The sequence below is a fragment of the Sphingomonas sp. IBVSS2 genome (assembly GCF_002127225.1).
Classification (GTDB): Bacteria; Pseudomonadota; Alphaproteobacteria; order Sphingomonadales; family Sphingomonadaceae; genus Sphingomonas.
Genome location: NZ_NFUR01000004.1, coordinates 74,403 through 94,245, shown reverse-complemented (window position 1 = coordinate 94,245; position 19,843 = coordinate 74,403). Strand labels below are relative to the sequence as shown.

Here is a 19,843-nt window from a genome sequence, read left to right as displayed (position 1 = left end):
CATGCCAAAGATGCCCGCCGCTCTGCGCGGCGAAGCGGGTCCGGGTTCAGGCGGGAACAGAGGCTCCCGGGCCTTGGGCAATGGCAGGCAGAGGCAAATCCAATTGATGAGCGCTTACGGTAGCGGGCGCGAGGAAGCTTCGCAACGGCGGCGATGCGCGTTGCTGGCGATTGGTCCGTTGGCGGCCCAATAGCGGCTAGGACGGCCCAGCCTGCCCGGTCCCGATTGCAGGCAATCTCTGGGAGTGCCAACAAGGAGGGATGAGCAAGCTCACCCTTCGCTACCAATATGACGCGAGCTTCTTCGATCCTAAGCAACCGAGGGACGACTTCGGTTGGCTTGCCATCCAGGTGCAGACAGACCGATTCTCAGGCGATGGTGGCTTTTGGGTTCAATGGCAGGACGTCAAAGAGTTCGGAGAGGCTCTGAACGTTTTCCCTATTGCGGCTGATCGTCCAATCGTTGCGCAGTGGGGCTTTGAAATGCAGGAGGGAGACGATCTCAGGCTGAGAATTGAGATCTCTCCGGCCAACAATCGCGGCGATCTTAAAGTTCGGTTTGAGGTGGCCGACTATCACGAGCCCGATAACCGCACGCGCGGCTATTTCACGACTAACTATCCCGATCTCGACGCTTTCCGCGCAGGTATAGCGCGTCTCATGGAAAGAGAAACTGACGTGGCCACGTTGGACGGAAGGTAACTTCTGTTTCGAACGATACTGCACGGGAAGCAGCCATTCCGCCTCCCATCCCCCCTAGTGCGCCGGGGGAAACTCCGGCGCCTCGGGCGGCACCGATGCCCCCCGCCAGCGCTCGACCACGCCCACCGCGATCTTGCCGTCGGCATGCTGCACGCGCTGGATCAGCACCGCGGCCTGCTGGCTGGTGCCGCCGATCGTCGCGCGGGTGCGGACCCAGAAGGTGCCCGAGCGGAAGCTGGTGCCCCAGGGCAGCGAGAGATTCTGGTCGCTCAGGTCCTTGAGCATCAGCTTGCCGTTCCGCTTGCGGATCTCGGCCAGCCGCTGTGCCGCCAGCGGATCGCGGAAGAGGATGCGCAGCATGTCGGGATCGGCGGCGTTGAGATTGATCGTCGTGGTGCCGGGCAAGGCCGTCACCAGCCGCTCCAGCCGGGCGGTCGCCTCCGGGTCCAGGCCCGCCAGGCGCAGCGGGCGGATGTCGGTGATCGGGCCGTAGAGGCGGACATAGGTGATCGCCTTCACCGCATCGTCCGGCGACAGCCCAACATCCTTGGCGATCGTCTGGAACAGCACGATCGCGCCGGCATCGCCCGCGCGCAGGGCATTGAGGTTGAAGCGCCCCTCGGCATCGGCGATCGCGAGGTCGAAGGTGCCGCCCTCGATCGGCGCGCCGCTCTCCGACAGCCGGGCCCAGGGCTCCGTCAGATTGTCCTCATTGGGAGCGAGCACCATGTCGCGGCGAAGCGCCACCACGGCGGAAAGCTCGCCACCGCGCACCACCGCCAGCGCGCGCGCCGCCTCGCGCGTGCGCAGCGCGCGATCGAGCGCCAATTCCTCGCGATTGATTAGCAATAGCACGAGTCCAGACGCGATCGCGACGAACATCAGCACGTTGACGAGGATCATCCCCGCTTCGCCTTCGCCCGTCCGCTTCATTGCTTCGGATACTCCGCCTGATCGGGCAGCGTCACCACGCGGCGCAGCGCCCCGGGCGCTCCGCCGGGCCCGATCGCCTGCAGCTCGATCGCGATGGCGCGCGGCCATCTGTCCTTGTCCTCGTCGCGCAGCGGCCAGCGATCGGCCCAGGCGCCGCCGTCGAAGAAGCGCCAGCGGACATGGGCGACGCCGCCCACCACGGTCTGCAGCATCGCGCCCGATCCGCGCACCAGATTGCCGTTGGCCACCGAATATTGCAGCGGCACCGCGGGCCCGCCAAAGCCGGGCGCGGCGCGGGTGAAGTTCAGCTTCTCGCCGCCGCCCGAGACGCGGCCGAACGCGATCTGGTCGATATCGCTCGACACCACGAACATCGCGCGCTGGAGATCGGCGAGGCGATCGAGCCTTTTCTCGGTGCGCCCTTGCACCTTGATGATGCCGTCGACCAGCGCAAGGCCCGCCACCGCGATCAGCGCGAACAGGCCGAGCGAGATCATCAGCTCGATCAGGGTAAAGCCCTGCTCGGCCCCTCCTTCGTCGTGACAGCGGGGAACGGGGCGAAGCACTTCGGCCTCAGGAACCCGAGCTCGACGCCACCGGCGCGTAGCCGGTCTCGCCGGCGACGACGATCGCAAAGTCGCGGGCGACCGAGCCGTCGGTGCGGAAGCGGACCGGGCCGGTGACGCCGTGGAAGCCCTTGGCGTCCATCAACCCCTCCATGCCCAGCCGGTTGTCGGCACGCAGCGTATTGGCGATGCCCGCCGCGTCATAGGCGAGCGCGGCGATGGTGCCCGGCTCACCGCCGTTGCGGGCCTGGAAGGCGGCGGCGAAGGTGCCGAAGGCACCCGGATCGGGGCTGGCGAACCAGGCACCGTCCAGCGCCGCGAGTGCCTGGGGACGGTTGTCGAGCGCCTGGAAGGTGCCGAGCAGCTGGACGCCAGTGTCCTTGAGCGCGCGCGCCGCGGCCAGCACCGCCTCGCCGCTGCCGGGCAGCAGCACGGCGTCGGGCACCTCGCCCGGCGCGGGGAGCGGCTGGCCGGGCTTCACCTGGAGGACATGGACGGTGATGCCCAGTTCGCCCTCGCTCTTGCCGGCGGCGAGCGCGGCGGCGGCGCTCCAGGGCGAGCCGTCGTCGATCATCGTCACGGTCTTCACGCCGCGGGTGCGGGCATAGCGCAGGATCGCGGTGGTCACCTGGCCCGCGGTGATCCCGAAGATCCAGGTGCCCGGCGCGCGCAGCACGGAATCGTTGCTGAACGCGATCACGGGCACGCGGCCGGCAATGGTGCTGGAGACGGCGGGCACTTCTTCCGCCGAGAGCGGGCCCAGTATCAAGGCCGGCTTGAGCTTGAGCGCCTGGGCCGCCGCCGCCGCGGCGCCGGCCGCGGTGCCGCCGGTGTCGAAGCTCTGCACATAGGCGCTGTTTTCCGCGAGCAACGCCGCCTGGCGCATGCTAAGGCCCAGCCGCGCTCGCGGGCCCGTGAGCGGCAGCAGCAGGGCGATCGGGCGCTTGTCCTTCTTCTCCGCTGCGAACACATGCGAGGGAAGCACGACCGATGCCGCGGACGCGACCAGGCCTGATTGCAGCGACTTCAGCAGGGTCCGTCGATCCATTGCCGACTCTGGGAGAGGGAAGCGGGGCACGGCGGTCTATTATCCTCTTCGCCCTGATCGGCATAGGGGCGTATCTGCTCGCGCTGCTCGTGACGATGCCGGCGAGCGTGATCTTCCGGGACGCCACCTGGCGCACCGGCGTGGCGGGCACGGTGTGGAACGGCGAAGTCGGCATCGCCGGCGGCGCGACCTTCGCCTGGCACATGGCGCCGCTGCGCTCGCTGACCAGCCTCGCCTTCGCGGCCGACTGGAAGGCGACCGGACCGGACACCGATCTGGGCGGGCAGATGCTCCAGCATCTCGGCGGGCGGACGGTGCTCGACCATGTCAGCGGCTCGGCCGATGCGAGCCTGTTGCGCGCGCTCCAGCCCAATCTGCCCTTCACCTGCAACCTGACCCTGCAGATCGAGATGCAACGCATCGCCTCGGGCGGCGGCGCCCGCATGGCCGATGGCAAGGTGACCACCGATCCGGGCAGCTGCCGGGCGAAGAACGGCGGCGGGCCGGTGGCGGTGCCGGCGCTGCTGATCACCGCCGAGCATGTCGGCGATCGCACGACGATCCGGGTGGCGCCCTCGGCCCAGCGGCTGAAGACGCTGATGACCGCGATACTGTCCGAGGACGGCGCGCTCGACATCGCGATGACGCCGGAGGGCGCGGCGATCCTGCCCTTTGTCGGCCTCCCGGGCGGGGCCCGGGTGCAGGGGCAGATGTGACAGCCTGGCCGTCATCCCGGCGGAAGCCGGGATCTCGTGCCGCAAGGGCCTCAGCCTGATATCCCGGCTTCCGCCGGGATGACGGATCTGGTCAGAGCCCCACCAGGTTGTTCAGGTTGATGATCGGCAGCAGGATCGCCAGCACCATCATCAGCACCAGCCCGCCCATCACCAGCAGCACCAGCGGCTCGACCAGCGCGACCAAGGTGCCGACGATCGCGTCGAGCTCGCGCTGCAGCTCGTGCGAGGCGCGGTCGAGCGCAGGCGCCAGCCGGCCCGAGCTCTCGCCCGAGGCGACGATCGCGACGAGCATGGAGGGGAAGACCCCCGCCTCCCCCATCGCCGCACGGAGGCTGATGCCTTCGCGGACCCGCGCCGCGACGCCGAGCGCCTTCTCGCGCACCCAGCGATTGGGGGTGACGGCCGCCGCGGCATGCAGCGCATCGACCAGGGGGACGGCGCTGCCGACCAGCGTGGCGAGGCTGCCGGCGAAGCGGGCGGCGCTCAGCTGGCGGCTGAAGCGGCGGAAGGGGCGGCGCTCCGAGAAGAAGCGATCGATGCGCAGCCGATTGGCCGGCACCCGCGCCCAGCGGAAGAAGACGAGCGCCACCACGGCAAGGCCGAGCAACAGGTACAGCCCGAAATTCTGGAGGAACCAGCTCACCGCGATCAGCGCCTTGGTGAGGAACGGCAGGTCGGCCCCGCGCGAGACGAACACCTTCACGATGTCCGGCACGATATAGACGAGCAGCAGCGCCATCATGCCGATCGACACCAGCGCCAGCAGCGCGGGATACATCAGCGCGAGCTGGAGCTTCTGGCCGTTGGCCTGGCGGTTCTCGACGAACTCGGCAAGGTGGTTGAGCACGTCGGGCAGCTTGCCCGACGCCTCGCCCGCCGCGACCGAGGCGCGGTAGAATTCGGGAAAGGCCCCGGGATGCTGCGCCAGCGCGGCGGCGAAGCTGCGCCCGTCGAGGATCGCGGCGCGCACGTCGAGCAGGAGCGAGCTGGTGGGCGCGTGTTCTGACTGGGTGGCAACCAGGCGCAGCGCTTCCTCGATCGCGATGTCCGAGCCGACCAGCGTGGCGACCTGGCGCGTGACGGTGGCCAGCGCCTTGGAAGACAGGCCGGCGCGGCGGAAGCGGGGCAGCTGGATCGCGCCGAAGCGGGCGCCCTTCTCGGCCGCCACCTCGACGGAAAGCGGCAGCAGCGCCTGCTCGCGCAGCAGCGCGCGCGCGGCGGCGGGGCTGGAGGCCTCGATGATGCCCTTCTTCGAAGCGCCGGCCTTGTCGGCGGCGCGATAGGCATAGGCGGGCATCTTAAGATCCTCCCCGAGCTTGTCTCGGGGAGGGGGACCGCGACGCGAAGCGTCGGGGTGGAGGGGCGGCGCGGCACGCACCGTTACCGGCGCGCGCCCCCACCACTCGCTGCGCGAGCGGTCCCCCTCCCCCAGCAAGCTGGGGGAGGAACTGGAGATCAACCCTCATCACGCACCACCCGGGCGACCTCTTCCACCGTCGTCACCCCGGCCTTCACCTTCGCGACGCCGTCGTCGAGCAGGCTCGGATTGTCCTTGCGGGCATGGGCCTCGAGCTCGGCCTCGGAGGCGCCGTCATGGATCAGCTTCTGGAACTTCTCGTCGACCGCGACGACTTCGTAGAGGCCCGCCCTCCCCCGATAGCCCTCGCCATGGCATTCCGGGCAGCCGGCCGCGCGCCAGATCTTCTTGCCCGGCTTGATCGCGCCGCCGAGAAGGAGCGAATCCGCCTCGCTCGCCTCGTCGGGCCTGGCGCAGCTCGGGCAGAGCTTGCGCACCAGGCGCTGGGCGCACAGGCCCACCACCATCGGAGCGAGCAGATAGCGTTCGACGCCCATGTCGATCAGGCGCGTCACCGAGCCCACCGCGCTGTTGGTGTGCAAGGTCGAGAGCACGAAATGCCCGGTCATCGACGAGCGCACGGCGACCTGGGCGGTCTCCTGGTCGCGAATCTCGCCCACCATGATCACGTCGGGATCCTGGCGCAGGATCGCGCGCAGACCGCGGGCGAAGGTCATGTCGGTGCGCGGATTGACCTGGGTCTGGCCGATGCCGGCCAGCTCATATTCGATCGGATCCTCGACGGTCATGATGTTGCGCTTGCGATCGTTGAGGCGATTGAGCGCAGCGTAGAGCGTGGTGGTCTTGCCCGAACCGGTGGGGCCGGTGACGAGCAGCATGCCGTGCGGGCGCTCGAGCAGGCGCGTGAACACGCCGCGATCGCGCGCGCTCATGCCCAGCACTTCCATGTCGAGGCGGAGCGACCCCTTCTCCAGCAGGCGCATCACCACCCGCTCGCCATGCTGGGTCGGGATGGTCGAGACGCGGGCGTCGACGTCGTGGCCGCCGATCCGCAGCGTCACGCGGCCGTCCTGGGGGATGCGGCGCTCGGCGATGTCCAGCTTGGCCATCACCTTGATACGGCTGACCAGCAGCGGCGCGAGCGCGCGCGGCGGCTCGATCATGTCGCGCAGCACGCCGTCGATCCGGAAGCGGACGACCAGGCGCTTCTCCTGCGTCTCGACATGCACGTCCGACGCGCCCTCGCGCACGGCTTCGAGGAGCAGCGCGTTGATCAGGCGGATGACGGGGGCGTCGTCGCGCGTGTCGAGCAGATCGTCCACGCTCGCGGCGCTGTCGGCAAGCGCGGCCAGGTCCATGTCGCCGAGATCGATGTCGGCGGCGGCGCCGGCACCCGAATAGGCGGCGCCCAGCGCCGCGTCGAACTGGTCGTCGGGCACCGAGACGAAGCGCGCAGCGGGGGCGAGGCGCTGGACTTCGAGCAGGCCGTCGAGCGCGGCGCCCGCCTTGTGGACGCACTCCAGGCCTGTATCGGTGACGCGCAGCAGCACGCCGTTCCGGCGCGCAAAGCCATAGGGCAGCGTCGCGGGGGATTCGTCGGTGAGGATCAGCATCTCGTTCATCCGCCGAAATCCACGGTGGCGCTTACCCGGCCCGGCTCCGGGCGGCGCTGGAGGTCGACCCGCCGGATGCGCAGGCTGCTGGTCGCGGAGAGATCGGCGAGCCAGGCCATGACCGAATCATAGCTGCCATCGGCGATCGTCGCGCGCGCGCCGTCCGGGATCGGCGCGACGGTCGCGGCGAGGCCGAAGCTTCCCATGGAGCCGTTGATCACATCGGCCGGCGAGCCCTGGCGGCGCTGGGGCTGGCCCGGCGAAAGCGTGCCCGCGGCGCGGATGCGCGCGGTGAGCGTCTCATAGGTGCGGATGTCCTGCAGCGCCGAGGCACGCGCGGCCTGGAGCGGCTTGATCACGCCATAGACCAGCACCAGCGCGGCGAGGAACAGGGCCAGGATGGCGAGCATGGCCTGCTCGCGGCGGCTGCGGCCGGTCCGCCAGCCGTCGAAGCGGATCAGCGCGGCGTCGAGCGCCGGCATGCGGGCGAGAATCAGTCTCATGCGGCACTCGCCGTAATGCGGATCGCGCCTTCGGGCGAGCGGACGACTCGCGCCCCTACCCCGGCACCTTTGAGTGTCGCCTCGATCCGCGATGCCAGATCCGTATCGGGCGAGGCGTCGAGATCGAGCGTGAGCAGCTTGCCTTCGAAGGTCATCGCCCGCACCGCGAACGAGCCGGCCAGTGGGCCGAGCGCGCCCGAGACGCGCGTGACGAGCGGCACGAACGGCTGCGGCACCCGCGCGCCGCCGCCGGCCGGCAACATGCCGGTGATCGAATTGGCGAGATCGTCGCCCAGCGCCACGCCGGGCGCAGCGAGCGAGGCCGTGGCCCGCGCCTCCGCCTCGCGCCGGTCGGCGATGTTGCGCAGCATGATCACGTCGCCCAGCGCGATCACGGCATGCGCGGCGGCGCCGATCGCGGCGACCCAGACGAACTTGCGCCACAGGCCGGAGCCCGCGACCCTGCGCACCGCATAGGCGCCCTGGCGCAGGTCGAGCGTGGCGACGGCCGCGCCCGCGGCAGGTCCGGCGGCGGCGGGATCGCGCATGGCGGCGCCCTTCTGCATGTCGTCGGGCAGGCGCTCGCCATAGCTGGTGACGCTCGGACGCCCGGCAGCTTCCCAGGCGGGCCGGAGCAAGTCGGCGGGAACTTCGAAGCCGGTCCCTTCCGCATCGCGCACCGCGGCGCGACCGCCGGCCTGCGACACAGCCCAGCCTTCGGCCGGGCGCGCCATGGTCAGCACCTCGGGAACCATCGCGGCATGGCCGATGCCGGCCTCTTCGGCCTGGGCGATCCAGCGCGCCATCGCTTCGTGGCGAACGACGCCGACCAGATAGCGGCCCGGCGCGATCTGGTCGCCGAGCGCGAGATGCACCGAATCGACCGGCTCGGCGATTCGGTCCTCGATGGCAAAGGGCAGGGCCGCGACGCGCTTGGCATGGCTGGGCAGCGGCAGATCGACCGCCAGCAGCCGCACCTGCCCGGTGGGGACGAGAATGGTTGCGGGCCAGTCCCGCGCGGCTATGATCAGGCGGTCACCCGCCAGCGTCCACACGCCCGCGGCGGGCGGCTCTGATGGGTCGGACGCACCCCTGGTGTTTGGGCTCATTGTCACATTTGCTTCATGGGCAGGACGCATGGGGCGGGGATGCGCATAGTTTTGAAACAGTTCCATGACATCGCACCTAAGGTGCATGACCGCAAGCACGCCGTTCCCGATGGCGAGGCCGGCCTGACGCTCATCGAAATGATGATCGTGCTGGTGATCATCGCGATCGTCGCCGGGCTCGTCGCCGCGAACGTGATGGGCCGCCCCGACGAGGCGAAGGTCACCGCCACCAAGAGCAACATCGCCACCATCTCGGGCGCGCTCAAGATGTACCGGCTCGACAATGGCGACTATCCCACCACCGAGCAGGGCCTGAAGGCGCTGGTCGAGAAGACCACCACGCCCCCGCTGCCCGCGACTTTCCCGCAGGGCGGCTATCTCTCCGCGCCCGCGCTCGACGCCTGGGGCAAGCCGTACGAATATCGGTCCGAGGGCGGCAGCTTCACGATCCGCTCGCTCGGCAAGGACGGCAAGCCCGGCGGCGAAGGCGTGGACGCCGATATCGAAGGCAAGGGCTGAGCTGCATGCGGGGGGCCGGCATCGCGATGCGTCGCCGCCCCTCCGAGGACGGCATGACGCTGATCGAGATGATGATCGTGCTGGTCATCATCGGCGTGATGGCCGGTGCCGTGGCGCTCGGCATGGGATCGGTGACGCGCGCGCCGAGCGTGGAGACCGAGGCGCGCCGGCTGGCGACACGGCTCCAGGCCGCCGCGGACGACGCGATGCTCGCCGACAGGACGATCGCCTTCACCGTGCGGAAGAACGGCTATGGCTTCGCGATGGTGAGCGCCGACGGCAAGGCCGTGCCGCGCACCGACGATGCGTTCGGCTTCCACAAGCTGCCGGGCGGCATGGTGATGACGCTGAACGTGCAGCCGCCGGTGGTGCTCGGCGTTGACGGCGCGGGCAAGCCGATGCAGGCGGTGATCGAGAGCGGGCAGAAGCGCTGGACCGTCGTCTATGACGGGATGACCGTGCGGGCGTTCCCGATGGGGGTGCTGTGATGCCCGCAATATCCCGTCATCCCGGCGAAAGCCGGGACCTCGTGCCGCCAGCGCCTTCGCCTGGGATCCCGGCATTCGCCGGGGTGACGGATCGGGGCCGGGAGGAGGATGCCGGCTTTTCATTGATCGAGGCGCTGGTCGCGCTCGCGGTGCTCGCCATCGCCACGGTGGGCCTGATGCGCACGGTGGAATCGCACATCGATTCCACGCGGGCGATGGAACGCCGCACCACTGCCATGTGGGTCGCCGAGAACCGGCTCGCCGAACTGGAGGCGCGTGCGCCGGGCCGGGAGCAGGTGGAGATGATGGGCCAGCAGTGGCGCGTCGCGGTCGCGCGGCGGCGGACCGACGATCCGGAGATCGAGCGCGTCCGCATCGAGGTATTCGCCGGCGCCGAGAAGAGCGCGCTTGCATCGCTCGACGGCTTCGTGGACGGACGCAAGCTGTAATGGCCGCCCTCACCCTCACCCCGCGCCAGGCGCGCATCGGGCTCAACCTGTTCACCGGCGCGATGGTCGTCTCGGTGGCGGTGGCGCTCGCCGGCCTCACCTGGCGGATCGCCGGCCATGCCGGCACCGGCGCGATCACCGTGCCCTCGGGCGGCAGCGGCCCGGCCATGGTGCCGGACATCGCCGCAGCGGTGGCGCTCGCGCCGTTCGGCAAGGCGCCGGCTTCCGAGGCCGGCCAGGCGACCGGCCTGCCCCTGGAGCTGAAGGGCGTGATCGCGGCGAACCCGGCCGAGCTCTCGACCGCGTTCATCTCGGTGAGCGGGCAGCCGCCAAAGACCTATAAAGTGGGCGACAATGTCGAAGGCGCGACGATCCGGGCGATCCTGCCCGAGCGGGTGATCCTGGCCAGCGGCGGGCGGAGCGAGTTCCTCGCCTTCCCCGATCCGACGCTGACGCCCGAGCAGCGCCAGGCCGCCGCCGCCGGCCGGCCGACCGCTCCCGCCGCCAACCCGGTGACCGCACCAGGCGCGCCGCCGCCGGCCCGCACGCCGGGCGCACCGCCCGCCCCCGCCCCCGCGCCGCCCCAGGCGACCGTAGCCGGCATCCTCCAGCGCTTCGACGCGACGCCCGTATCGGGCGGCTATCGCATCGGCGACAATGGCCCGCCGGGCATGGTGGCGGGCGACGTCATCCAGTCGGTCAACGGCACCTCGCTATCCGATCCCACTGCCGCGCAGGGCGCCTTCGCGGCGGCCCAGGCGAGCGGTTCCGCCCAGATCCAGGTCCTGCGCGACGGGAAGCGGCTGACGCTTACCCTGCCGCTCCGCTAGAAAGACTCCCCGTGAAGATTCGCTCCGCCATCGCCGCCCTCGCGCTCGCCGGGATCGCCCTCGATACGGTCGCCGTCGCCCAGACCGCGCCTGGCTCCGCACCCGCGCCGCAGGATGCCGGCACCGGCGACGTGGTGGTGAACATGCGCGGCGTCGAGATTTCCGATGTCGCCGACCAGATCTCGCGCATCACCGGCCGCACGCTGATCCTCGATCCGGCCGTGAAGGGCGTGGTGACCGTCACTTCCTCCACGCCGCTGTCGCCGTCCGGCGTGTGGGAATTATTCCAGTCGGTGCTGCGCGCCAACGGCTTCGCGGCGGTGCGCTCGGGCCGGGCCTGGCGGATCGTGCCGGCGGCCAATGCGGTGCGCGACGGCGGCATCCCGAGCCGGGGCGTATCGGGCCAGGAGCTGGTGACGCGGATGGTGCGGCTGCAGAACGTGCCGGCGGCGGACGTCGCCCGCGTGGTGCGCCCGCTGGTCGCGACCTTCGGCAGCGTCGAGCCGCTGAGCACGCCCAATGCCGTGGTGATCACCGACTATGCCGACAATGTCCGCCGGGTGGAGGCGATCGCCCGCCAGCTCGACGGCGGCAGCGGCGCGACCTTCTTCACGCTGGCGATGAAGAACGGCAACGCGACCGACGTGGCCCAGTCGCTCCAGACGGTGCTGGGCGAAGGCACGCGCGTGGCGGCCGATGCGCGCAGCAACACGGTGATCGTGCGCGGCACGCCCGCCTCGGTCGCCGAGGCGCGCAAGATGCTGATCTCGCTCGACCAGCCGGGCGGCGCGACGCCGATCACCCGCATGTTCCGCCTGAACTATGCCGATGCCGAGACCGTGACCAACGTGCTGCGCGGTGTGCTCGGCCAGGGCGACAGCGCCGACAATCCAATCGCGACCAGCCTGGGCAATGGCAATTCCAACCCGTTCGCGCGGCTGAGCCAGAACAACCAGAATCTCTCGGCGCTGCCCAACAGCGCGGCCTCGACCAGCGGCGGCATCGGCAGCGCGATGCAGAGCGCCAACACCAGCGGCACGACGATGCAGAGCGTGCAGACGCAGACGCCCAAGGGCTTCTCCACGCCGGACCTGACCGTGCAGCCGGCCCCGGAGCTCAACGCGGTGGTGATCCGCGGCACGCCGGCGGCGATCGCTTCGATCGAGCCGCTGATCACCGATCTCGACGTGCGCCGCCCGCAGGTGCTGATCGAAGCGGCGATCGCCGAGATCACCGGCGACGACGCCGAGGCGCTGGGCGTGCAGATCGGCACCAGCGGCGCGGTGATCAACCAGGTGAAGGGCGTGGCGACGTCCTTCACGCAGTCCGGTGTCTCCCTGGGCCAGATCCTGACCGCGCTCAAGGTGCCGGCGGCCGGGGCGATCGGCACCGGCCTCAATGCCAATTTCGCGATCGGCAACGACTTCTCGATCCTGGTCCAGGCGCTCGGCACCTCGACCCGCGCGAACCTGCTCTCCACCCCGCAGCTCACCGTGCTCGACAATGTCGCGGGCGAGTTCGTCTCGGGCCAGAACGTGCCGTTCCTCACCGGCTCGATCCTGACCAATTCCTCGACCGTGAACCCGTACACCACGATCGAGCGCAAGGATGTGGGCATCACGCTGCGGGTGCTGCCGCGGATCAATGCCGGCGACACGATCCGGCTCCAGGTGAACCAGGAAGCCTCCTCGATCGCCGAGGCGCAGACCAAGGCGGCGTCCGACCTCGTCACCAATCGCCGTGCGATCACCACCACCGTGCTCGCCGACAATGGCCAGACGATCGTGCTCGGCGGCCTCACCGCCGACGATTTCCAGGACACGCGCCAGCAGGTGCCGATCCTGGGCGACATCCCGATCGTGGGCGAGCTGTTCAAGAGCCGGCGCGAGACGCACCAGAAGCGCACGCTGTTCATCTTCCTCAAGCCGACGATCCTGCGCGACGGCGCCGATGCCACCGCGGCTTCGAAGGACCGCTATAATCGGCTGCGGGCGGACGAACTCGCCAATGCCAAGCGCACCAGCCTGTTGCTCGCGCCGCCGGCGCCGCGGCTGACGGTGGAGATCGACGGGATCTATTGAGGGGGCCGGGGCCGGCGCCTCCGCGCGGCGGCACCCTGTGCAATCCCCCTCCTCGTCCGCGAGAAAGGCAGCCTTCCCGATGATTCGCATCCTGATGCTTGCCATGGCCCTCCCGATTTCGGCGATACCGAGGGACGCCCCCCTGGCTGCCGCGCCGGAGCAGGGCGCGGTGCTGCTGCGCGAGTTCATCTATCAGGCCGCGCCCTATCCGCAGAGCCATGCCTCGACGATCGTGCAGACCCCGGACGGCACGCTCGCCGCTGCCTGGTTCGGCGGCACGCACGAACGGAGTCCGGACGTCGAGATCTGGTTCGCGCGGCGCGGTGCAAGGGGCTGGGAGACGCCGAAATCGGTCGCCAACGGCATCCAGCCGGACGGCACCCGCCTGCCGACCTGGAACCCCGTCCTCTTCCAGGATCCGGCCGGGCCGCTGCATCTCTACTACAAGGTCGGCCCCAGCCCGCAGCGCTGGTGGGGCATGGTGATCGCCTCCACCGACGGCGGGCGCAGCTGGGGCGAGGCGCAGCGGCTGCCGGCAGGCATTCTCGGCCCGATCAAGAACAAGCCGGTCATACTGGACGGCGGCGCCTGGCTTTCACCGTCGAGCACCGAGGATGAAGACAGCGGGCGCTGGAAGCTGCATTTCGAGCGCAGCGAGGATGCGGGCAGGCACTGGTCGGCAACCGCCCCCGTCGATCCCGACGCGCGTTTCGACGCCATCCAGCCCAGCATCTTGTTCCTGCCCGGCGGCAGGCTGGAAGCGATCGCCCGCACGCGCGAGGGCGTGCTGGCGGCAACCCAGTCGGCCGACAATGGGAAGAGCTGGGGCAAGCTGTTCGCCGTCGACCTTCCCAATCCCAATTCGGGCACCGATGCCGTGACGCTGAGGGACGGGCGCCAGCTGATCGTCTATAATCACGCCGCCCAACTGCCCGAGACACCGGGTTCCGGCAGGCGCTATCCGCTCAACATCGCGATATCGCGCGACGGCGTGCATTGGCGCCCGGCACTGACGCTGGAAACCGAGCCGCTGCCCGATGGCTATGCCTATCCGGCGGTGATCCAGTCGGCCGACGGGCTGGTGCACATCACCTATACCTGGAACCGGCAGCGGATCCGCCACCTCGTCGTCGATCCGGCGCGCCTGACGGACTAGAATGCGGAGGGGCCGCGGAAGCTGCCCCGGTTCTTCGCCGGGGCAGCTCCTTCATTCGTCGTCGCAACGCGGATCCCATCGGCGATCCACGCCGGAGAGATCCTCCCGTAGCGACCCGGTATCGGTAAAGCGCCACGCGCAATAGCCATATTGGAACCAGCGCCCGAAAGGCACCGCGCGGAAACCCGCCAATTCCTCGCGCGTATGATGCCAGCGTGGCGGCAAGATCGCGAAGAGCAGGTCATTGGCGACAAGCTTGCTTCGCATCTTCAGCGAAAGCCAGGCATGCTTGAGGCTGCCACGCTCCGCGACGCGATCCACCCGGGGATGCGTCAGCAGATATCGAAGCCCTTGTAGTGCCTGGCCGAAGTTAAGCGTGGCGTGCTTGGCATATTCCTCGATCCATTCGAACATCCGTCACCTCAAAACCGAAATCGGAAAATCGCAGATTCGGGTTTGTGGCTCGGGACATGTCGCGCATCCTTGGCAATCGTGGGTGCCCTATCCTGCCGCAAGGCAGGCCGGCTGGAAACCACCCATCCTCGGGCGTTCGTTCGCGTCGCAATCAATCGTCCGCCCGCGGCACCTGTCGGATTGCCGGTGCCGGTTTCTCGCTGGGCCTGTTCTGCGGCAGATAGCCCCGAACATCGACGGCATGAGCCCGCCCTTCACGTTACCGAGGTGGGCATAACCGCTCAGCGCGCCGACGGACCTAGGCGACGGCAATCCCGACAAAGGCGGTCATCGCGTCGATCCCTTCACGCGCATATATCTCGCCGTGTCGCAAACTATGGCGGCGGCGCAGACCTGGAACTCGATCGTGTCGGCGTTCACCAGGCGCGCGCGGGCCGGAAAGGCCTGACGATCGGAGATGTATTCGCCTTTCCAGCCACCGTTCGCGGGCCGCAGGTTCCGCACAACGACCCGGCCGAGCGAGGAGGCATCGCCAGGCGCGAGACGCTCTTCGATCACGGTGGCGCAGAGGCTTTCACCTGCAGAACAGGTCGCGATACGGGCGACCGCCGAGCCGTCATGCGCGCGCCAGTCCCCCAGCAGCGGGGACGCCGCCTGCGCCTGGGCCTGCGCCACGCCGGCCGTCGCCATACAGGCCGCGACAATGCAGGTCGAAATCATACAAGCCGCAACCGTCACGAGAGCGCCCAGGGGTTGGCTCGCCTTTGTCGGATAGGTCATCTCGTCTCTCTTCCACGGCAACGAAAGCGCTGCCGGGAACACCATCGCCCCGCCTTGTGGAGCGGATATGGAGATTTGAGGAAGGGTTCGTAGAAGCACCGTCACTTGAGCCTGATGCTAGAGCGAAGATTTACGCGCGCCGCCAGCGAAGCGATGGTGCCTTGGGGCAACCGGGAGGCGGCGCTGCACGCGCTGCACGGTCGCGAGGCCGATCCCCGCCAATTCCACAAGACCCTCCTGCGTCATCGCCCGGGATGCGCGGATCGCCTTGGTCCTCTGCCCAAGGGTCCGTTAGTCTCCGCGGCATCATTCGAGATCGCGATAGCTTGACCAGAGCGACCGCCATCAGGGCGCATACCCGCCGTGCCCGCATTGCCATCGGAATGGCAGCTGACCGCCATTTCTCACCATTCGGTCGCTCCGCCAGGCGAGGTGGCAGATCGAGCGCTACAGGCCCGTTTCGCTCGGCGCGGCTTCACCCCCGCCCGGCTCGATCGGCAGGGGCACTCGCACGCGTTCGCTGCCGCGCGTGAAGAAGGCCGCGTCGATCGCCAGGCTGGCGAGGCTCCAGCCATCGACGCTTTCCCCGGTCGCAAGCGTGCGGGTCGTACCATCGCTCGCCTTGACCAGCGCCACCGCATCGACATTGAGCCGGCCGACGATGCCGACGAGCCGGGGCGCGTCGGCCGGCGCTTCGGCGGGCTCGGCAGTGCCGAACAGCGGCCGCTCATAGACGCGCGCCAGCGCCGGCATCGTGCCGGCCCCGATCGGTGCGGGGACGGGCGCGGCCCTTGGCGCTTTGCCGGCCCCGCCGGGCAGCAGCAGCGCGATCGGCATCGCGACCGCCAGCACACAGGCTGCCGCGAGCAGAATTCCCTCGGGGCGCAGCTTCATTGCCATGCCGCGACCACCTCGCCGATCAGCCGGATGCCACCGCCCTCGGGGATCGGCTCGATCCGCCAGTTGCGCATCCGCATCAGGGGCCTGCCCCGCTCCAGCGCATCGGCAAGCGCGATCACTGCCTTCTCCGCGCCCGACACGCGGATGCGCAGCGCAGCCACGCCGGCAGGCGCCTGGGCAACGCTCGCCTCCTCCACCAGCACGCCGCCCGACCGGGCAAGCGCACGGACCCGCGAAAGGATCGCTCCCTGCCCCGCCGCCACGTCTGCGGCGTGCAGGCCCAGCCCTGGCGCCAGCAAGGGCGGCGGCGATGCCGGCCGGGCCGCGAGCGCGGCGAGACGGGCACGCTCAGCGCGCGCCGCGGCGAAATCGCCAAGCGCGCTGCCGGTGGCCGGTGCGAGGAGCAGCGCCACGCCGAGGCCGGCGATGCCGCCGATCGCCATCGGGGGCAGGCGCCATCTCATTGCGCGTCCTCGCGCATCGAAACGATCATCGCCGCGTCGGTGCGCCGCTGGCTGGTGTTGCGCATGCCGGCGAATTCGGGCGCGCGGCGGATCGCGGCGCGCAGCGTATCGGGATCGGAACCGGCGACGTCGAGTTCCAGCCCGCCATCGCGGGTACGCTCGACTCGTGTGAGCCTGGCATCGGCGGGAAGCACGCCGGCCAGCACCTCGAGCACCGGCCCCGGCGCGGCGCGGCCGGCCGCATTGGCGAGCGCGGTGCGCGCAGCGCGCGCGGTGGCTTCCGCCCCGAGCCGCGGCGCAAGTTGCGCCTGCAACCGGACTGTCGCGTTTCTTTCATGTTGCGCGAGCAAGGTAGCGCCCGCCAGGGTGAGCAGCGGCCCGGCGGCAAGCAACCCGCCGAATGCCGCCGCGGCATGCCAGCCACGGGGCAGCGGCATTACGCCGAGCGCCGCGGCAAGCCGGTGCGACAGGCTCTGCGCCGGTGCGGACGGCGGTGTGGGATCGGGCTCGGCGGGGTCCATGTCGCGTGCCTGCCTAGACGCTGCCGCCCGCCCGCGCAAAGCGTCATGCGCCCACCCGCGCGAAGCGTCATGGATCGGAAACACAAAAGTCACACCCACGAAACCGCAATCGCATGCTGGCGTCATGTCACGCTTCCAAGGACCGGCCAACCGGGTCGCCAGTGACTCGGCTGCTTGGGGGTTTCCATGACCAATCTGACCGAGACGGGCTTCGGCTATACCGATGGTGACGTCGACACCAACATTCACAACAACGGCCCGACGCTGAACGACCTCGCGGCCCAGCGCTACTCGCGTCGCGCGACGCTTCAGCGCGGCGGTGCGGCGATCGTCGCGGCCACCATGGGCGGCTCGGTCCTCGCCGCCTGCGACAGCAAGATCACGGACACCGGCGCGGGCCCGACCGTGAACGCGGGCGCCGATGCGGCGACCACTTCGGGCCGGGTCGTCACCCTCACCGGCACCGCGACGGGCGGCAACGGCCTCACCACCGCCTGGAGCCAGATCAGCGGCCCGACCGTGACGCTGAACAGCGCCGCGAGCAACACCGCCAACTTCATCGCGCCGAGCGTGAGCGCCGCCACCCCGCTGGTGTTCCAGTTCGCCGCCGCCGACGCGGCCGGCAAGCCGACGACCGCGCGCACCACGATCACCGTGAGCCCGGCCGCGCTCGGCTTCGCCGCCGTCGCGAAGAACAAGAACGACGTCGTCACCGTTCCGGCCGGCTACACCGTGCAGATCGGCGCCCGCCTGGGCGATCCGATCGTGGGCGGCGCCGCGACCTACAAGAATGACGGCACCGACACCGGCTATGCGAACCGCATCGGCGACCATGGCGACGCGCTGTTCTGGTTCGGCCTGGGCACTGGGAGCGCCCGCGACGACACCAGCTCGACCCGCGGCCTGATCGTGCAGAACCACGAGAACATCAACCAGCAATATCTCCATCCGAACGGCCCGACCTCCACCGGCGGCGTCCGCCCCGAGGCGGAGGCGATCAAGGAGATCGAGTGCCACGGCGTCTCGGTCGTCGAATATTCGCAGGCCGCCAACGGCACCTGGTCGTTCTCTGCCACTTCGACACTCAACCGCCGCGTCACGCCGAACACCCCGATGGTGTTCAACGGCCCGGTCAAGGGTTCGGACCTGCTCAAGACCCCCTATTCGCCGACCGGCGTGGCGGGCCGCGGCACGATCAACAACTGCGCCAATGGCTACACGCCCTGGGCGACGCTGCTGACCTGCGAAGAGAATTGGGCCGGCTATTTCCGCCGTTCGGGCGACAATGCAGCCCGCACCGCCAAGGAAGTCACTTCGCTCAGCCGCTATGGCGTGACGAGCGGCTCGGGCAGCTATGGCTGGTCGACGGTGACCGCCGCCGACACGGCGAACACCACCTTCCGCCGCTGGGACGCCCGCGCGACCGCGGCGGATGCGCTGAGCGACTATCGCAACGAGCCGAACCAGTTCGGCTGGGTGGTCGAGATCGATCCGTACAATCCGTCGGCCGCGCCGCGCAAGCGCACCGCGCTGGGCCGCATGGGCCATGAAGGTTGCTGGCCGGGCGCGTTCGTCGCCGGCCGCAAGCCGGCATGGTACATGGGCGACGACGCGCGCCGCGAGTATCTGTACAAGTTCGTCTCCAGCACGGCCTGGACGGCCGCGGATGCGAACGCGACCGATCGCCTGGCGATCGGCGACAAGTATCTCGATGCCGGCACGCTCTATGTCGCCAAGTTCAACGCGGACGGCACCGGCACCTGGCTGCCGCTGGTGTTCGGCCAGAACGGCATCGACGCGTCGAGCACCGTCTATCCGTTCGCGAACCAGGCGGACGTGCTGGTCAACACCCGCCTCGCCGCGGACGTGGCCGGCGCCACGCCGATGGACCGCCCGGAATGGACTGCGGTGAACCCGGTGACCGGCGAAGTCTATCTGACGCTGACCAACAACAACGCCGCCAACCGCCCGCTCAACGGCACCGACGCCGCCAATCCGCGCCACTATAACGACCCCTATGGCGCGGCGCAGACGGCGCAATATGGCAACCCCAACGGCCACATCATCCGCCTGAAGGAAGCCAACACCGAAGCCACGACCTTCACCTGGGACATCTATGCCTTCGGCGCGGGCGCGGACCTCAATGCGACCAACATCAACCTGTCGGGCCTGACGGCGGACAACGACTTCTCGAGCCCGGACGGCCTGTGGTTCGGCCGCGCGAGCAACGCCTCGGGCATGGTGAAGCCGCTGATGTGGATCCAGACCGACGACGGCGCCTATACCGACGTCACCAACTGCATGATGCTGGCGGCCCAGCCGGGCACCGTGGGCGACGGCGGCGCACGCACGATCACCAATACGGGATCGGGCGGCGCCACGGCGACCCAGGCGACCCGCGTCGGCGCGGCGCCGGGCGCGAACCTGAAGCGCTTCCTGGTCGGCCCGGTCGAGTGCGAGATCACCGGCGTGGACACGACGCCGGACGGCCGCACCATGTTCGTCGGCATCCAGCACCCCGGCGAGAATGGCGCGCCCGCGACGCCGTCGAGCCATTGGCCGGACAGCCAGGCGACCGGCACCGCCGGTGCCACGGTCCGTCCGCGTTCGGCGATCGTGATCATCACCAAGAATGACGGCGGCCTGGTAGGCCTCTGATCATCCCGGATCGGTGAAACGGAGAGGGAGGTTCCCGCGAGGGGCCTCCCTTTTC

Annotated in this window: 21 protein-coding genes; 9 read left to right on the top strand and 12 right to left on the bottom strand. The window is 69.6% G+C overall.

The features are described 5' to 3' along the window. The first annotated feature begins 260 nt into the window (after positions 1-260). Positions 261-701: a hypothetical protein gene (locus CAP40_RS14215; protein WP_086130201.1), complete on the top strand. Its 441-nt coding sequence runs from the start codon at positions 261-263 to the stop codon at positions 699-701. A 54-nt stretch (positions 702-755) separates the two neighbouring features. Here the strand turns inward: CAP40_RS14215 and CAP40_RS14210 are convergent, their stop codons facing one another. Genes CAP40_RS14210 through CAP40_RS14200 form a run of 3 tightly spaced genes read right to left on the bottom strand, consistent with a single transcriptional unit; the run spans position 756 to position 3,248 of the window. Continuing rightward, entirely contained in the window at positions 756-1,634 is an 879-nt protein-coding gene (locus CAP40_RS14210) for a general secretion pathway protein GspK (protein WP_086130200.1), read from the bottom strand. Beyond that, positions 1,631-2,200, bottom strand: coding sequence for a type II secretion system protein J (locus CAP40_RS14205; protein ID WP_256924227.1), 570 nt, complete (start codon positions 2,198-2,200; stop codon positions 1,631-1,633). The genes CAP40_RS14210 and CAP40_RS14205 overlap by 4 nt, the downstream gene beginning before the upstream one ends. A gap of 7 nt (positions 2,201-2,207) precedes the next feature. Continuing rightward, positions 2,208-3,248 (bottom strand): penicillin-binding protein activator, encoded by a 1,041-nt coding sequence (locus CAP40_RS14200; protein WP_086130198.1) that lies wholly within the window; start codon positions 3,246-3,248, stop codon positions 2,208-2,210. 95 nt (positions 3,249-3,343) lie between these two features. Here CAP40_RS14200 and gspN point away from each other — a divergent pair, with 95 nt between their 5' ends. After that, on the top strand, positions 3,344-3,964 hold the full coding sequence (gspN, locus tag CAP40_RS14195) for a type II secretion system protein N (protein ID WP_256924255.1): 621 nt from the start codon (positions 3,344-3,346) through the stop codon (positions 3,962-3,964). A 91-nt stretch (positions 3,965-4,055) separates the two neighbouring features. Here gspN and CAP40_RS14190 read toward each other — a convergent pair whose 3' ends face one another. The 4 genes from CAP40_RS14190 to gspL all read right to left on the bottom strand — a co-directional run bounded on the left by CAP40_RS14190 (position 4,056) and on the right by gspL (position 8,528). Beyond that, a complete protein-coding gene (locus tag CAP40_RS14190; protein WP_086130197.1) occupies positions 4,056-5,282 on the bottom strand; it encodes a type II secretion system F family protein in 1,227 nt (408 codons plus the stop codon). Between the two features lie 158 nt (positions 5,283-5,440). After that, a complete protein-coding gene (gspE, locus tag CAP40_RS14185) occupies positions 5,441-6,925 on the bottom strand; it encodes a type II secretion system ATPase GspE (protein WP_256924226.1) in 1,485 nt (494 codons plus the stop codon). Then, on the bottom strand, positions 6,922-7,419 hold the full coding sequence (gspM, locus tag CAP40_RS14180; RefSeq protein WP_086130196.1) for a type II secretion system protein GspM: 498 nt from the start codon (positions 7,417-7,419) through the stop codon (positions 6,922-6,924). The genes gspE and gspM overlap by 4 nt, the downstream gene beginning before the upstream one ends. Further along, complete coding sequence (gene gspL / locus CAP40_RS14175; protein WP_086130195.1) at positions 7,416-8,528, bottom strand: type II secretion system protein GspL; 1,113 nt, start codon at positions 8,526-8,528, stop codon at positions 7,416-7,418. Before gspL ends, gspM begins: the two co-directional genes overlap by 4 nt. Before the next feature lie 81 nt (positions 8,529-8,609). Between gspL and gspG the strand changes: the two genes are divergently transcribed. The 6 genes from gspG (at position 8,610) to CAP40_RS14145 (ending at position 14,051) form a co-directional block, all read left to right on the top strand. Further along, positions 8,610-9,047, top strand: a complete 438-nt coding sequence (gspG, locus tag CAP40_RS14170) for a type II secretion system major pseudopilin GspG (protein WP_306298580.1) — start codon at positions 8,610-8,612, stop codon at positions 9,045-9,047. A 26-nt stretch (positions 9,048-9,073) separates the two neighbouring features. Then, on the top strand, positions 9,074-9,535 hold the full coding sequence (locus tag CAP40_RS14165) for a prepilin-type N-terminal cleavage/methylation domain-containing protein (RefSeq protein WP_086130435.1): 462 nt from the start codon (positions 9,074-9,076) through the stop codon (positions 9,533-9,535). Positions 9,536-9,618: 83 nt separating this feature from the next. Then, the gene (gene gspI, locus CAP40_RS14160) at positions 9,619-9,984 is read left to right on the top strand and encodes a type II secretion system minor pseudopilin GspI (protein ID WP_256924225.1); all 366 of its coding nucleotides are present in this window, start codon (positions 9,619-9,621) and stop codon (positions 9,982-9,984) included. Beyond that, positions 9,984-10,814: a type II secretion system protein N gene (locus CAP40_RS14155; protein ID WP_086130192.1), complete on the top strand. Its 831-nt coding sequence runs from the start codon at positions 9,984-9,986 to the stop codon at positions 10,812-10,814. Before gspI ends, CAP40_RS14155 begins: the two co-directional genes overlap by 1 nt. A gap of 11 nt (positions 10,815-10,825) precedes the next feature. Next, the gene (gspD, locus tag CAP40_RS14150) at positions 10,826-12,895 is read left to right on the top strand and encodes a type II secretion system secretin GspD (RefSeq protein ID WP_256924224.1); all 2,070 of its coding nucleotides are present in this window, start codon (positions 10,826-10,828) and stop codon (positions 12,893-12,895) included. A gap of 79 nt (positions 12,896-12,974) precedes the next feature. Beyond that, entirely contained in the window at positions 12,975-14,051 is a 1,077-nt protein-coding gene (locus tag CAP40_RS14145; protein ID WP_256924223.1) for an exo-alpha-sialidase, read from the top strand. Between the two features lie 51 nt (positions 14,052-14,102). On the opposite strand, the gene CAP40_RS14140 is transcribed toward CAP40_RS14145, so the two are convergent. The 5 genes from CAP40_RS14140 to CAP40_RS14120 form a co-directional block, all read right to left on the bottom strand. After that, positions 14,103-14,465 carry a hypothetical protein gene (locus CAP40_RS14140; protein WP_086130191.1) on the bottom strand — a complete coding sequence of 121 codons (363 nt, stop codon included), beginning with the start codon at positions 14,463-14,465 and terminating at the stop codon, positions 14,103-14,105. A gap of 327 nt (positions 14,466-14,792) precedes the next feature. Further along, the gene (locus CAP40_RS14135; protein WP_144034365.1) at positions 14,793-15,245 is read right to left on the bottom strand and encodes a DUF2147 domain-containing protein; all 453 of its coding nucleotides are present in this window, start codon (positions 15,243-15,245) and stop codon (positions 14,793-14,795) included. 447 nt (positions 15,246-15,692) lie between these two features. After that, a complete protein-coding gene (locus CAP40_RS14130) occupies positions 15,693-16,145 on the bottom strand; it encodes a hypothetical protein (RefSeq protein WP_256924222.1) in 453 nt (150 codons plus the stop codon). Next, positions 16,136-16,609, bottom strand: coding sequence for a hypothetical protein (locus CAP40_RS14125; protein WP_086130188.1), 474 nt, complete (start codon positions 16,607-16,609; stop codon positions 16,136-16,138). Before CAP40_RS14125 ends, CAP40_RS14130 begins: the two co-directional genes overlap by 10 nt. Then, the gene (locus tag CAP40_RS14120) at positions 16,606-17,130 is read right to left on the bottom strand and encodes a hypothetical protein (RefSeq protein WP_086130187.1); all 525 of its coding nucleotides are present in this window, start codon (positions 17,128-17,130) and stop codon (positions 16,606-16,608) included. The genes CAP40_RS14125 and CAP40_RS14120 overlap by 4 nt, the downstream gene beginning before the upstream one ends. Before the next feature lie 186 nt (positions 17,131-17,316). Between CAP40_RS14120 and CAP40_RS14115 the strand changes: the two genes are divergently transcribed. Next, complete coding sequence (locus tag CAP40_RS14115) at positions 17,317-19,788, top strand: PhoX family phosphatase (RefSeq protein WP_086130186.1); 2,472 nt, start codon at positions 17,317-17,319, stop codon at positions 19,786-19,788. Positions 19,789-19,843: the final 55 nt, after the last annotated feature.